Source organism: Parabacteroides sp. FAFU027 (assembly GCF_022808675.1).
Taxonomy (GTDB): Bacteria; Bacteroidota; Bacteroidia; order Bacteroidales; family UBA7332; genus CAXXIC01.
In genome coordinates this window covers 303,901-318,917 of the sequence record NZ_JAKZKV010000007.1, presented here as the reverse complement: position 1 = coordinate 318,917, position 15,017 = coordinate 303,901, and the positions used below count along the sequence as shown (strand labels likewise).

The window sequence follows — 15,017 nt, the reverse complement described above, 5'->3', positions numbered from 1 at the left end:
TGAAACTACCCATACTTTTTTTACCAGATAAAAATTCGTAAACTTGCACTGTTTCAGGCAATTTACATTACCCAACCCCTTTTATATGAGAAAAGTTCAGACTTTTATTTTTCTGCTTATTATGATTGTTTTACCGATTTATCTGGTAATCTCAGTTCAAAAATTCAGGAAAGAGACTACTCCATTTAAACGTTTCTATACCGTGTCCGAAATTAAGAAACGGGGAAAACTTCGTATTCTGACTCTTTACAGTTCCACCTCTTATTTTATTTACCGTGGGCAGGAAATGGGATATGAATATGAACTTGCTTCAGGATTTGCTGAATCATTGGGGGTACAAACCGAGGTCATTGTTGCTGAAAATACCAATCAACTGATCCGGCTCCTGCGTGAAGGTAAAGGGGATGTAGTTGCCTATAATATGCCTATTTCCAAACAATTGAAAGATAGCATAAGTTATTGCGGACGGCAATTTATTACCAACCAGGTGCTTGTACAACCTACCGGATCCAAGCATAAACCCTTGAAGGATGTTACCGAACTCATCGGCAAGGATGTATATGTAACGGGGAATTCACGTTATCTGCAACGGCTGATTCACCTTAACCAGGAGCTTGGTGGCGGTATTCATATCCATGTAAACAATAAAGACTCGGTTACCTCGGAAGACCTGATCGGTATGGTTTCCAATGGGGAGATTCCATACACTGTATCGGACGATAACATTGCCCGACTGAATAAAACCTATTACGAAAACATTGATATCAGCCTCAAAGTCAGCTTTCCACAGCGTCTGTCGTGGATGGTGGATAAGCAAAATAACTCTTTGGAAAGTGCCTTGAATAAGTGGTTTGCCGAGAATGTTCACTCCGATAACTACCGCGCCATCATCAAACGTTATTTCGAACAGAGTAAAAACCCATCCAGTCTGATTATCCCGAAAATTACCAAAGGGCGTATTTCGGCGTATGATCTGCTATTTCGTAAATATGCCAAAGAGATAGGCTGGGATTGGCAACTGCTGGCAGCTGTCGCTTTCGTGGAATCTAAATTTGATCCCAATGAAGTATCGTGGGCCGGTGCAAAAGGATTGATGCAGATTATGCCGCGAACAGCTGCTTCCGTTGGTGTATATGGAGGAAAGGCTTTCGATCCGGAAGTGAATGTGAAAGGTGCTGTTACCGTTTTCCATGCACTGAACCGGGTATTTTCCAAGGTAAAGAAACGTTCCGACCGGATTAAGTTTATCCTTGCAGCATACAATTCGGGGGTAAGCCATATCGTAGATGCTCAGGCACTGGCAAATAAATACGGGAAAGATCCATTGGTGTGGGAAGGTCATGTCGCTCATTACCTTGCGCTGAAAAGTAATCCTGAATATTACGATGATCCGGTCTGTAAATCCGGTTATGCACGCGGAACAGAGACTTGCAACTATGTTACCAAAGTCATGCATATTTTCGAATTCTACAAAAAGAAGACTGCTGGAAAATGATCGTTTGAACGAATAAAGACTATAACCTGTTATTTCTTAAAAAGCTTTATCCTCATTCACGCAAAGCTTAACACGAAATCAGTCTGTTTTATCGGGAAAAGCTAATTTGGATAAAGCGGTTGAAATAACTTTGCCAATCTATATTCAAAAGGTTATGGTAAAAAGAGTTTTAATCATCGTTGTATTGGTTCTGGTAGGGAAACAGCTGTTTGCGCAAAATCAGGAGAAAATCATCCCGGTAGATATTTCATTATGGCATCCAATCGCGTTGTTTCCCGATTCTCCTCAAAATAAAGTCTTCCTCAATATTGGCTTACCTCAAACCCAACAGCACAACGTTCGTGGATTTAATCTGAGTCTGCTCGGCAGTAAATTAAAAGGTTGTTTTAGTGGACTGAACCTCACTGGATTTATATCTGAAAATCAGTGTAAGGTCAATGGCGTGACCATTGCCGGCCTTGGTAATTTTACGTCCGGAGAACAAACCGGACTAGCTGTTTCTGGCGGTATCAATCTCAACTTCAATAATGTAAAAGGATTTGAACTGGCGGCCGTAAGTAATTTTGATATCGGTCACTTAAAGGGATTTCAGTTCAGTTTCTTCAACAACTTTGTTGCCGGACATTTGCACGGAATGCAACTTAGCCCGGCCATGAATGTGGCGGCTTCCAGTGTAATAGGGGTTCAGCTTTCCGGGATGATGAATGTTACTATGGAAAACCTGGATGGAGTCCAAATCGGATTTGGCAATTATGCCAGAAATTTTCGTGGGGTACAGCTGGGGCTAATAAATTCTGTTGGTCGTGGATTCAAAGGAGTGCAGATTGGCCTCATAAATTATTCTTACGACGATGCTAAAGTGAAATTAGGCCTGATAAATGTTTCCCGGATTACTCATATTCAGTGGTTGATGTACTCTGGAAATAGTTCTTACAGTAATTTTGCAGCCCGATTCAAGGATAAATATTTTTTCAACCAAATAGGAATCGGATTTCCGTCTTATTTATCTAAAAATGCTTTTTCAGGGGAAGTAAACTATCGTGCCGGAATGATTTTACCCATAAAAAGATTTTCTCTTCTGGGTGATTTGGGGTTTTCTCATATTTCGCTGGAAGACAAGGATCAAAGTTCAGCGACACCTAAAAGTCTTTACTCCCTTCAGACTCATTTAACCGGGGAATATCAGCTAATGAAAAAGATATCAGTATTCGTAAGTGGCGGATATCTTATGGCCTCCAAATATGGCGAATTAAAAGTCTTCAGCAAGAAACCTGTCTTGGAATTCGGGGTCGCTCTCTTCTAAAAGAATCACCTATGAGAAAATATTACTTTAAAATATTCTGTTTAATAGCGGTTTTGATTTATACCTCCCAAATCTCAGCCCAAACCCAACCCAAGTCACAAGTTGTTACCTGGTTCAATGACTCAACCGTGGAGAAACATCCTTGGAAAGCTGCCGCTACAGTTTTCGGTGCAAATATGGCAGTGTGGTCGTTTGACCGTTTTGTCGAAAAAACACCATGGTCAGATATTAATCTAAAATCAATCAGAGTTAATTATCATCATGGATTTGCCTGGGATAACGATATGTTTTTAACCAACCAGTTTATGCACCCTTACCACGGCAGTCTGTATTATAATGCAGCCCGGGCTAACGGACTCAATTACTGGCAGAGCATTCCTTATACGATTGGTGGTAGTTTAATGTGGGAAATGTGTATGGAAAAAGAGCCCCCATCCATTAATGACCTGTTTTCTACCTCTATTGGAGGGCTTTTTGGTGAAGTTACAAATCGTATATCAAGTGCTATTGTTGATGAATCGGCCCGGGGGCTTCCGCGTGTTGGAATGGAGGTCGCCGGATTTTTTCTGGCTCCAACCAAATCTATTACCCGCATGATAAACGGTGATATGTTTCATAGTCGTCCCCGGAAATATTACAGGGCATACAAACCATTTCCACTTCACTTTCAGGGTGGGGTAGGAGCCAGTTTCAATGCCGATCAAACCCATCTGTTTAAAGGTAAGTTCAGCAATATTATAGATGTGCAGGTTCAATACAATGATCCCTTCGAAATTGAAGATTGCAAACCATTTGATTATTTCCAGCTGAATGCCACCTTTAAACAATTTTCTAACCAACCTAGACTTAGTAGATTAAGTGCAATGGGGTTACTTTGGGGAAAGAATTTCAGACCTTATAAAAACCATAAAATGCTTTATGGAATTTTCCAGCACTTCGATTATTATAACTCTGATTCTTTATTCAAGACTTCCGATAAAGTTCCATATAAGATATCTTCATCCGCTGCGTTTGGGGCAGGATTACTTTACAACTTCCAGAATGACCTAAAAACAATATCGATGGATATGGGTATTCATTTCAATGCCATTCTGATGGGAGCAAATCTGACTGACCATTATGTGGTAAACGAGAGGGATTACAATATGGGAAGCGGGTTTGGAAATAAGGTTTATTCGCAAATTAAATTCTCAAATGTTGGAACGTTCTATCTTGGGTTGAATTTCTTACAGCTTTACACTTGGGATGGCAAAAGTCCGAACGAGAAACTTCGCCCTAATTATGACACATATAATTCCCAGGGAGATAATGGATTCACCAATCTTCTTATTATCAATCCAAGAATGGAGTTTTATATCAACAAATATCTTTCATTCAATTTGGAAGAGATGTCTCTTATTCGTCACTCTAATTACGATTTTTATCCGAATGTGAGTTACCATACATTCGAAATCAATTCCAGCCTGGTTTACAAACATTAATGGATATATGATTGATATGTCGGTTTTTAGGGTTAATTTTGCAATGTGCATTTCCCCTATAAACCGACTTTTTTCATGTATCTGAGCAATTACCACAGTCATTGTACCTTTTGTGACGGACGCAGTTATCCCGAAGATTTTGTAAAATTCGCCATTAGCAAAGGCGTTAAATCGTATGGATTTACTTCGCATGCACCCCTGCCGTTCGAAACATTCTGGACCATGAAGCATGACGATGTCAATGAATATTTTCAGGAAATCACCCGGTTAAAAGAAAAATATGGTGACCGGATTGAGCTTTACTGTGGTCTGGAAACCGACTACCTCAATGAAGAACATCACGCTGGGATTGACTATTTTGCCAATCTGCCTTACGATTATCTCATAAGCTCTATCCATTATATTTCTCATCCCGTTACAGGAGAGTTGATGGGAATAGACGGGCCATATAGCGAGTTTGAGGAAGCTGTAAACCGGGTTTTTCGTGGAAGTATAGAGGATGTTATCCGGTCTTTTTTGGTTCAAAGTATGAAAATGGTAAAAACCGGAGGCTTCCACATAGTGGGGCACGTGGATAAAATCTATATGAATGGAGGCAAGTTTCCCGGATTTTATGATCACCAGGCACTCATTGACGAACTTATGGATAAACTTCTTCTGGAGATTCAAAAAAAGAATCTGATTCTGGAGATAAACACCAAATCCTTGCTTTCGCAACAAATGACTTTTCCCAATCAGCGTTATTTCAACAGAATCCTTGAACTGAATATTCCTGTTACCATCAATTGCGATAGCCATTATCCGCATCATGTACTCCAGGGTAAAGCCGAGGCAGTCGGATTACTTAAGTCTCTGGGACTCACACATACTATGGAATTGAAAAAAGGAGCCTGGGAAGTACACAAACTCTAAACTTTCGTCTATATTTGTAGTGACATCCTAAAAGTCATACAAATACCTTCCCACCATGATTGTACTTGAAAATATCAATAAGACTTACATCAACGGTTCACCTCTTCATGTCTTAAAAGGAATTGATCTGAATATCGAACAAGGTGATTTTGTCTCTATAATGGGAGCTTCGGGTTCTGGAAAATCAACCTTGCTTAATATTCTCGGCATTCTTGATAACTATGATGCAGGTGATTATTTTCTTAATGGGAAACTAATCAAAAATCTTTCAGAATCGAAAGCAGCTGAATACCGTAACCGGATGATCGGCTTCATCTTCCAGTCATTTAACCTGATATCTTTCAAGAATGCAATGGAAAACGTTGCCCTTCCGCTTTATTACCAGAATATCAGCCGGAAAAAGCGAAACTCCATCGCTATGGAATACCTCGACCGTTTAGGTCTGAAGGATTGGGCGACTCACCTTCCCAATCAACTCTCTGGTGGTCAAAAGCAGCGTGTAGCAATTGCCCGTGCCCTGATTTCCAATCCGCAGATTATTCTGGCCGATGAGCCTACCGGAGCATTGGATAGCGTTACTTCATCTGAGGTAATGAAAATCCTATCTGAAGTAAACAGGCAGGGCATGACGATGATCATTGTTACACATGAAGCAGAAGTCTCTGCCCATACAAACCGTATCATTCACCTAAAAGACGGAGTAATCGGATAATGGATCTTTGGCAGGAAATCATCAGTACCCTTCGCGCCAATATGATGCGCACCTTTCTGACCGGCTTTTCAGTCGCTTGGGGGATATTTATGCTCATTGTATTGCTCGGAGCAGGAAACGGCCTGAAAAATGGCGTTATGCAAAACTTTGAAGGCGAAGCCACTAATGCAATTTACTTGTGGCCGGGAAATACGACAAAGACTTATGAAGGTCTGCAAAAAGGACGTCGCGTCAAGTTCAATGATGACGATGTTTTTATGATGAAAAACCAGATGCCGAATGCCGACAAGGTCTCAGCTACCATATATATAAACGGAATAACTCTTTCCCACGGAAAAGAATACGGTTCATACACGATAAAAGGGGTAAACAATAATTTCCAGGCTGTCGAATTTATTAAAATCATGCCCGGGCTGGGTCGGTTTATCAACGAAATGGACATCCGAACCAGCCGGAAGGTTATTATTATTTCAAAGAAAATGCGGGATGTCCTCTTCAAAGACCAAGATCCTATCGGACAATATGTCAATGCCGGAAATGTGGCCTATCAGGTGATTGGTGTTTATACCACCAGACGGGCTGAAGAGGGAAATGATGCTATCATACCTTTCACTACGGCGAAAAGCGTTTATAACTTCGGAGCTAAAGGGTACAGTAATATTGTTTTTACCATCAACGGACTCAAAACCGAACAGGAAAACAAGGACTACGAACAACTGTTGCGTAACCGGATGGGGCGTCTTCACTCTTTTGATCCTACAGATAATAATGCGCTATGGATTTGGAATAAGTTGCAGGGTTACCTACAGACAATGGGAATATTTAACGCCATCAATCTGTTTGTTCTTATCATAGGTATCGGAACACTGATAGCCGGAGTGGTTGGTGTCAGCAACATTATGTTGATTGCTGTCAAAGAGCGTACAAAGGAATTCGGTATCCGAAAGGCTATCGGTGCTTCACCGGCATCCATATTGCGTTTGATTATCTTTGAGTCGGTACTTATAACTGGCGTTTTCGGATATATGGGAATGGCAGCAGGAGTAATGCTGACAGAAGCCGCCAACTATATCATTTCACAAAATACGCCACCTGATGCGGAAATGACCATTTTTGCCAATCCTACGGTTGACCTCAAAATCGCTGTTTTGGCTACGCTTCTGCTTGTATTTGCCGGTGTCATTGCCGGGTATTTCCCTGCAAGAAAAGCGGTCAGCATTAAACCGATTGAGGCTCTTCATTTTGAATGAAAAAGTTACGTTGGATAATCACGAACAATAAATATAAAAACCGTTGAATATTAGTCGGTAATACGGTTTTAAACAGACCTGCCATAGAACATGACTTTGGCAGGCTTTTTGTTGACTTTACCTTTAGAAAATAATAAACATCATAATAATATGACTCAGGAACACGAAGAATTAGTACAAAAACCAGAGCTAAACACTGATAATGAGGAGATTCAATCGTTTGATGAATCTCAGGAATCGACCCTGACCGAAGAGGGGGATGAAATTGCAGCCGCTACCGAATCGGACAAAATGGCAGTGGAATTGGCTGAGCTGAAGGCAAAGTATGCCGAATTGAACAATTCTCACCTGCGCCTGATGGCAGAGTTTGACAATTACCGTAAACGTACCCTGAAAGAAAAGGCTGATTTGATTAAAAACGGTGGAGAATCAACTATTCTGCGAATCTTGCCGGTGATCGACGACTTCGAGCGTGCAATCAACGCTACTAAAAACACTTCGGATATTAATGCGGTAAAAGAAGGCGTTGAGTTGATTTACAACAAATTTGGCGAATTCCTAAAACAGAATAATGTAACCGCAATAGAAACGGAAAACAGCGAATTCAATACAGAATTTCACGAAGCGATAACAACCATACCTGCTCCAACCCCTGAACTGAAAGGTAAGATTGTCGACTGTGTGCAGAAGGGTTATCTGCTGAATGAGAAAGTGATCCGTTTTGCAAAAGTGGTAGTAGGAGAATAAGTTATGTCAGCAAAAAGAGATTATTACGAAATACTGGGAGTCGCCAAGACTGCTACCCCGGAAGAGATCAAAAAAGCTTACCGTAAAAAAGCTATTCAGTTTCACCCTGATAAAAATCCGGGAAATAAAGAGGCTGAAGAACATTTCAAGGAAGCGGCCGAAGCTTACGAAGTACTGAGTGACCAGGATAAGCGTGCCCGTTATGACCGTTTCGGCCATCAGGGTGTTGGTGGTGCTGCCGGAGGTGGATTTGGCGGACAGGGCATGTCAATGGATGACATCTTCTCTCACTTCGGTGACATCTTTGGTGGTCATTTTGGTGGAGGATTCGGCGGATTCGGTGGTTTTGGAGGCGGCGGTGGCCGTACTGTAAACCGTGGTAGCGACCTTCGCGTAAAAGTGAAACTGAACCTGAAAGAAATTGCAATCGGCGTTGAGAAAAAAATCAAGGTAAAGAAATACGTTTCCTGTAAACACTGTAATGGAACCGGTGCTGAAGATTCAAGCAGCTACTCTACCTGTACCACCTGTAACGGAGCTGGTCAGGTAAACCGCATTCAAAACACTATCCTGGGTAGAATGCAGACTACAACCACCTGTCCGACCTGTAACGGGGATGGTAAAATCATCACAAAGAAATGTACAGAATGTAGTGGAGAAGGTGTGGTTCGCGACGAAGAGGTAATTAGCATCAACATCCCAGCCGGTGTGGCTGAAGGCATGCAGCTATCCATGAGTGGCAAAGGTAATGCAGCCCGTCGGGGAGGCATAAACGGAGATCTGTTGATTTTGGTAGAAGAAGAAGAGCATCCTGAATTGACCCGCGATGAAAACGACCTCATCTACAATCTGCTCTTAAGCTTCCCAACTGCCGTATTGGGCGGAAGCGTGGAAGTCCCAACTGTAGATGGCAAGGTAAAAGTAAAGATCGATCCGGGAACTCAACCGGGCAAAGTACTCCGCCTAAGAGGCAAAGGTTTGCCAAGTGTAAACCGCTACGGAACCGGAGACCTTCTGGTTAACATCAGTGTCTATGTTCCCGAAGCATTGAGTAGCGAGGAGAAGAAAATAATGGAGAAGCTGGAAGAATCTTCCAACTTCGAACCTTCAACAGAGAAAAAAGAGAGCTTCTTCCGTAAATTCAAGCACTTGTTTGACTAAGCCAAGAGAAAAATAAATCAATATCAAACCTGGTAAGGCATTTCCTTATCAGGTTTTTTTCTGCATTGGAGAATACATAATTCTTTATTTTGTCTTCATAAGCATCTCATGACGGTAACCCAATCCATTTAAACTTTAATCAAAAAGAATAATGTTGATTTGAATAGTGATTCTATTGAATTGATATTGGAAATTTATACCTTACTTTGTGATTACGTAAAAAGAAAAGAAAATGGCGAAGAAAAGTAAGAAAGAAAAGCCAGACGGAGCAGGTTCAAAGCGAATCAAGAAAGTCGAAATGATCCGTCGCATCGTTGAGTTTTTGAGTCTCGACCCGCAACGGTCATTCAACTATAAACAGGTGGCGCATGCTGTCGGCGCAAAAACTCATCCACAAAAAGAGATGATCGTGGATATTCTCTACGATTTGGCGCAGGATGATGTCCTGAAAGAGGTCGTTACTGGGAAATTTCGCTTCATCAGCCGTGGGAAAATAGTCATCGGTACTTTTCAACGTAAAAGTAATGGTAAGAATCAGGTTATTACTGAAGATGGCGGTGAACCTATCTTTGTAGCCGAACGCAACGCCAGTCGCGCAATGAATGGCGATAAAGTGGAGGTGATGCTTTTCGCCAAGAAGAAAGGTTTTGGCCCCGAAGGAGAGGTGGTAAATATCCTCGAAAGCGTGCCGCAGGTATTTGTCGGTGTTCTTGAAGTCCAAAAGACCTTTGCATTTCTGATTGTAGATAATAAAGTTCTGGCCAATGACATATTCATCCCGATCGAAAAACTAAAAGGAGGAGAATCCGGCCAGAAAGCAGTTGTTCGTATTATTGAATGGCCACAAAGAGCTAAGAATCCAATCGGAGAAGTGGTAGATATTCTTGGATTTGCTGGTGAGAATGACACGGAGATTCATGCTATCCTGGCTGAATTCGGCTTGCCATACAAATATCCCGAACAGGTCGATAAAGCTGCGGAAAAAATTCCAACAGATATAACCGAAGAGGAAATTGCAAAACGGGAAGATTTTCGTGGAGTTACCACATTTACTATTGACCCGAAAGATGCCAAGGACTTCGATGATGCACTTTCTTTCCGTAAATTGCCGAATGGATTGTATGAGGTAGGTGTTCATATTGCAGATGTGACGCATTATGTACTACCCGGATCTATTCTGGATAAAGAGGGATACAACCGTGCGACTTCCATCTATCTGGTTGACCGAGTTGTTCCGATGTTGCCGGAACGTTTATCTAACGGATTGTGTTCCCTTCGTCCAAATGAAGAAAAGCTCGCTTTTTCTGCAATATTTGAGCTAGACGAGCATGCCGAGGTGAAAACTTCACGGGTATGCCGTACGGTTATAAACTCTGATCGCCGCTTTACTTATGAGGAGGCTCAGGAAATCATTGAGACCGGTAAAGGGGATTATCAGGAAGAGATTCTAACTTTGAATAAGTTGGCAAAGCGGTTACGGGAAAAACGCTTTACAGCCGGGGCAATTAACTTCGACCGTTTTGAGGTGAAATTTGATATAGATGAAAAAGGTAAACCCATTGATGTCTATTTCAAAATGTCAAAAGAGGCTAACCATCTGATTGAAGAGTTTATGCTACTGGCGAATCGTACCGTAGCAGAATTGATTGGCAAAGTGCCCAAAGGTAAGAAGGCAAAAACGTTTGTTTACCGCGTGCATGATCTTCCTGATCCTGAGAAGATGGCCAACTTTGCTGAATTTGTTCATCGATTTGGCTACAAACTAAAAACGGAGGGGCTTCAAACCGATGTCTCAAAATCAATCAATAAACTGCTGGATCAAGTACAAGGGACAAATGAAGAAGATATGATCGAAACTATTGCCATCCGTGCTATGGCTAAAGCGGTTTATTCCACCGAAAATATTGGTCACTATGGATTGGCATTTCCTTATTATACCCATTTTACTTCACCGATCCGCCGTTATCCCGATATGATGGTTCATCGCCTTTTAGAACGTTATTTATCAGCTGGACGTAACGTGCCACAGGAAAAATACGAAGAGATGTGCAAACATTGTTCAGATATGGAACAATTAGCGGCAAGTGCGGAGCGGGCCTCTATCAAGTACAAACAAGTGGAGTACCTCAGCGATAAGCTAGGTCAGACTTTTGATGGTGTTATTTCCGGTGTGACTGAATGGGGTATTTACGTAGAGATCAATGTAAATAAGTGTGAGGGAATGGTTCCTATCCGTGATTTGGATGATGACTACTATGAATTTGACAGCAAGAATTATTGTCTGCTAGGACGTCGTAACAAGCGTATATATCGTCTGGGTGATCCTGTGACAATTCAGGTAGCCCGTGCTAATCTGGAGAAAAAGCAACTAGACTTCATGTTGCTATCATAATCCCAGCATTATAATAAAAAAGAACAGCGTAAATGCCAATTTGAATTTGGAATTTACGCTGTATTTTTTTGATCTCTTAAATAATTAACGTAAGGTTAGCAAACCAAACGATTTCGCTTTAGAAACGTTTTCTGTGAATGCCTTTTTCTCTGATTTTGTCATTTCCCGGGTAATCAAATCCATCGTTTTAACAGCTGTATAAGAACTATTTTCTGCTAACTGCGCGGAAGGGTTTTCTTTCGTACAGAATTTCGCTTGGATATACTCTCTGAAATACTTTGTTTTGGTTTGATCTCCATCTGAAATCTGTTCTGCCATTGGATGTGAAATCGTAAAGCATAAATGGCTTCCTTCCACATAATTTTCGCCACCGATGATACCGATAGGTTGTCCGGCTTCCACCATTTCCCCTTCGTTTACGAATATTCCGTTATTCTGAAATAATCGATAAGTGGCAAATGATCCGTCGGCATGACAGATTTCTACGAAGTTCTCCTGAAATGAATGGAGCATTTTAGATTCAGTTGATGCGCTATTGGCTTTTAATCCGGTTACTATTCCTCTACGCGATGCATAAATGGTATCTCCCGGACGTGTTTTAAATGAAAGCCCGAACCAACTTTTCGGATCCAAATCACAATCAGAAGTTTTTCCGTTGTATTTCAATGATTTTACCTGGGCTGTTTTCCCATTAGAAACAGGCAGTAAATAAGTATAACCTAAATCAGGTTTTGACATCAGATTTCCTTTGATAAAGTCTGATGTAATACTAATCCGGGGAGTAGCATCTGATTTAGTCTTCAATGACAGGAATGCGTCTTGTCCTTTGGCGACAACCACATGGAGCACATCACCTTTTTTGTACTTCTGGTCAAAATTGTCCAGTTCGTCAAGACTGAGCTCAACAGTACAAGGGTAATTTTTTTCACTAAAACACGTAATTTCCATGGCTTTCTTTTTGTAATTCATTTTAGCCTGTACTTTTACGCCAGAACCGCCCGCAAAAAGCGAGCTTTTCACTCCTAAAAAGAAGAAGAAAAGAAGGGTTTTTCTGAACATTAAGGGTTTTTGATAAAGGTTTTAGGGTTAAAGGGGTTATTTTAGGGTTAAAGGTTTCTATCAATAAATTCTTCTATTTCAATTTCATCTTCTGGATGAAACCAAACGATCTCCGGATCACGCTTGAACCAGGTCATTTGTTTTCGGGAATAAACGCGTGTGTTTCTCTTTATTTTTTCAATGGCCTCTTCGAGTCTCAGCTCTCCTTCAATATAACTGAATAACTCTTTATATCCTACGGTGTTAAGTGAATTGTAACCTTTGAAAGGATATAGTTTTTCAGCTTCTCTGAGTAGCCCGTCTTTCATCATTTCGTCAACCCGCATATTGATGCGCTCATATAGTTCTTCGCGGTCGCGGGTAAGGCCGATTTTAATGATGTTAAACGGTCTTTTCTTTTTTGTGTTTGTACGCAATGAAGAGTAGGGCTTCCCAGTCATCAGACATATCTCTAGAGCGTGAATTACGCGTTTAGGATTCATTAGATCCACCTGGTTATAATATACTGGGTCGAGCTCTCTTAATTGCTTCTTGATTGGCTCTAAGCCTTCGGTTTCGTAGAGTCGGATAATTTCTTTCCGAAGTGTTTCGTCGATAGTCGGAAGATCGTCAATACCTTTACATACAGCATCAATGTACATCATTGAGCCACCTGTCATCAAGGCAATGTCGTGTTCCTGGTAATAGTCTTCAAGAAAATGAATGACGTCATTTTCAAATTGTGCGGCACTGTAGTAGTCGGTTAAGGCTAATTCTCCAACAAAATGGTGTTTAACACGGTTAAGTTGAGCTGGTGTTGGAGCGGCAGTGCCGATGAGCATTTCTTTGTATAACTGACGAGAGTCGGAAGAAATGATTTCGGCTTTAAATCGCTGTGCAATTCGTAGGCTTAATTCAGTTTTTCCGACTCCAGTGGGACCTAAAAGGACAATCAGGGTTTTTGCCATTCAGCTAAAGGCTATGGTCAAAGATTGTCTTCAAGGGAGTTACCGGAAGTTCCGTCATTAATATCGAAACCTTCTTCATCTAATTCGTCTAACTCAAAAGAGTCTTCTCCATAGAATGATTCACCGGTTTCTAATCTTGTGTTTTCTTTTTCAAAGGACTCAAATTCAACTTTTTGTTTGGGGGCATCTCCTTTGGATTTGCTGCAAACAGGCTGATCTAAATCTTCTCCCGGTACGATTTCCCGTAATTCCAGGAAGAAAGCCCGATCAGTTAAGTAGTCGAAAATATATAGCAGTTTTTGCTTTTCATCCTCCAGAAGATCACTAAGTTTGGTGTCTTTCATCACCCAACTGTCAAACTCAGGATCTGAATCCATTTCCATGAGAGTGATTTCGGTGCCTTTTTCCCAATCTTCATCACACAAGAAAAACGATGCCATCTCATCTTTTGTGTAATTTACAGAATCCAGAATGGCATTATGTAAATCTAAAAAGGTGTTTTCTGAATCAATCGTTATCTCTCTTGCAAAATTATCAACTTCGTCAGATAGGATCAAAAACTTATAAACCATATTAAGTGTACTAGATACGAATGCAAACATAATACATAAAAGCAATTCTCAGGCGAGAAAAACAGGAAATGTTCAGTCGCTTTGAGATATTAAACACTTAATATGCTTTGTTTGTTTTGCAGACGCGCTTTGTTAATAATTTGATTAGAATCAACATTGCTAATATTGATTCTAATGTTTTGATTGTAAATAAGGTAGGTGTTAAAGACCGGAGTAGCCCTTAATAATACCTCTTTGAGAATTGCGTACGAACAAAATGATATCGTCCCTTTCCTTGGATGCTGGAAGTTCAGCTTCGATTCTCTCGATAGCGTCGGTGTTATTCAGTCCTGAAAGGTAAAGAAAGCGATAGATCTCCTGGATGTCGCGGATAATCTCGTTGCTGAACCCTCTGCGGCGAAGACCGATTGAGTTGATACCTGCATAAGAAAGCGGGTTACGGCCTGCTTTAACGAAAGGAGGAACATCTTTATTGATGTGAGAGCCTCCCTGAATCATAACATGAGAGCCAATATGACAAAACTGGTGAATCAGAGAACCTCCACCGATAATGGCAAAATCATCGATCTGTACTTCTCCTGCTACCTGCACGGCATTTGACATGATGACATTATTTCCTAAAATACTGTCATGCGCAACGTGGCAATAGGCCATAATCAGGCAGTTGCTCCCTACTACTGTTTTACTTTTAGAGGCAGTACCTCTATTAATGGTAACACATTCACGGATAGTAGTATTGTCACCTATGATAGCAACAGAATTTTCACCATGGAATTTCAAATCCTGGGGAACTCCGGAAATAACTGCACCCGGGAAAATATTACAGTTTTTACCGATTCTTGCGCCTTCAAAAATCGTTACGTTTGAACCAATACGTGTACCTTCTTCGATTACAACATTTTTGTCGATTGTAACGAATGGTTCGATCACCACGTTCGGAGCAATTTGTGCGTCCGGATGGATATAGGCAAGTGGTTGTCTCATAA

Annotated in this window: 13 protein-coding genes; 9 read left to right on the top strand and 4 right to left on the bottom strand. The window is 41.1% G+C overall.

What is annotated here, in order from left to right; translation table 11 throughout:
* The first annotated feature begins 85 nt into the window (after nucleotides 1-85).
* The 9 genes from MLE17_RS12915 to rnr all read left to right on the top strand — a co-directional run bounded on the left by MLE17_RS12915 (nucleotide 86) and on the right by rnr (nucleotide 11,453).
* Nucleotides 86-1,495, top strand: a complete 1,410-nt coding sequence (locus MLE17_RS12915) for a transglycosylase SLT domain-containing protein (protein WP_243349122.1) — start codon at nucleotides 86-88, stop codon at nucleotides 1,493-1,495.
* 154 nt (nucleotides 1,496-1,649) lie between these two features.
* Nucleotides 1,650-2,798 (top strand): LA_2272 family surface repeat-containing protein, encoded by a 1,149-nt coding sequence (locus MLE17_RS12910; protein ID WP_243349121.1) that lies wholly within the window; start codon nucleotides 1,650-1,652, stop codon nucleotides 2,796-2,798.
* 11 nt (nucleotides 2,799-2,809) lie between these two features.
* Entirely contained in the window at nucleotides 2,810-4,279 is a 1,470-nt protein-coding gene (locus tag MLE17_RS12905; RefSeq protein ID WP_243349120.1) for a DUF3943 domain-containing protein, read from the top strand.
* 75 nt (nucleotides 4,280-4,354) lie between these two features.
* Complete coding sequence (locus MLE17_RS12900) at nucleotides 4,355-5,191, top strand: histidinol-phosphatase (protein ID WP_243349119.1); 837 nt, start codon at nucleotides 4,355-4,357, stop codon at nucleotides 5,189-5,191.
* Between the two features lie 55 nt (nucleotides 5,192-5,246).
* On the top strand, nucleotides 5,247-5,903 hold the full coding sequence (locus MLE17_RS12895; protein WP_243349118.1) for an ABC transporter ATP-binding protein: 657 nt from the start codon (nucleotides 5,247-5,249) through the stop codon (nucleotides 5,901-5,903).
* Entirely contained in the window at nucleotides 5,900-7,153 is a 1,254-nt protein-coding gene (locus MLE17_RS12890; RefSeq protein ID WP_243349139.1) for an ABC transporter permease, read from the top strand. The genes MLE17_RS12895 and MLE17_RS12890 overlap by 4 nt, the downstream gene beginning before the upstream one ends.
* Before the next feature lie 150 nt (nucleotides 7,154-7,303).
* Nucleotides 7,304-7,900: a nucleotide exchange factor GrpE gene (locus tag MLE17_RS12885; protein WP_243349117.1), complete on the top strand. Its 597-nt coding sequence runs from the start codon at nucleotides 7,304-7,306 to the stop codon at nucleotides 7,898-7,900.
* 3 nt (nucleotides 7,901-7,903) lie between these two features.
* On the top strand, nucleotides 7,904-9,061 hold the full coding sequence (dnaJ, locus tag MLE17_RS12880; RefSeq protein WP_243349116.1) for a molecular chaperone DnaJ: 1,158 nt from the start codon (nucleotides 7,904-7,906) through the stop codon (nucleotides 9,059-9,061).
* A gap of 232 nt (nucleotides 9,062-9,293) precedes the next feature.
* Nucleotides 9,294-11,453 carry a ribonuclease R gene (gene rnr / locus MLE17_RS12875; protein ID WP_243349115.1) on the top strand — a complete coding sequence of 720 codons (2,160 nt, stop codon included), beginning with the start codon at nucleotides 9,294-9,296 and terminating at the stop codon, nucleotides 11,451-11,453.
* An 84-nt stretch (nucleotides 11,454-11,537) separates the two neighbouring features.
* On the opposite strand, the gene MLE17_RS12870 is transcribed toward rnr, so the two are convergent.
* From MLE17_RS12870 to lpxA, 4 genes are all read right to left on the bottom strand, one after another.
* Nucleotides 11,538-12,512, bottom strand: a complete 975-nt coding sequence (locus MLE17_RS12870; RefSeq protein WP_243349114.1) for a M23 family metallopeptidase — start codon at nucleotides 12,510-12,512, stop codon at nucleotides 11,538-11,540.
* A gap of 47 nt (nucleotides 12,513-12,559) precedes the next feature.
* The gene (gene miaA, locus MLE17_RS12865; protein WP_243349113.1) at nucleotides 12,560-13,459 is read right to left on the bottom strand and encodes a tRNA (adenosine(37)-N6)-dimethylallyltransferase MiaA; all 900 of its coding nucleotides are present in this window, start codon (nucleotides 13,457-13,459) and stop codon (nucleotides 12,560-12,562) included.
* Between the two features lie 17 nt (nucleotides 13,460-13,476).
* A complete protein-coding gene (locus MLE17_RS12860) occupies nucleotides 13,477-14,031 on the bottom strand; it encodes a plasmid pRiA4b ORF-3 family protein (protein ID WP_243349138.1) in 555 nt (184 codons plus the stop codon).
* Between the two features lie 201 nt (nucleotides 14,032-14,232).
* On the bottom strand, nucleotides 14,233-15,015 hold the full coding sequence (gene lpxA / locus MLE17_RS12855; RefSeq protein ID WP_243349112.1) for an acyl-ACP--UDP-N-acetylglucosamine O-acyltransferase: 783 nt from the start codon (nucleotides 15,013-15,015) through the stop codon (nucleotides 14,233-14,235).
* Between the last annotated feature and the right edge of the window lie 2 nt (nucleotides 15,016-15,017).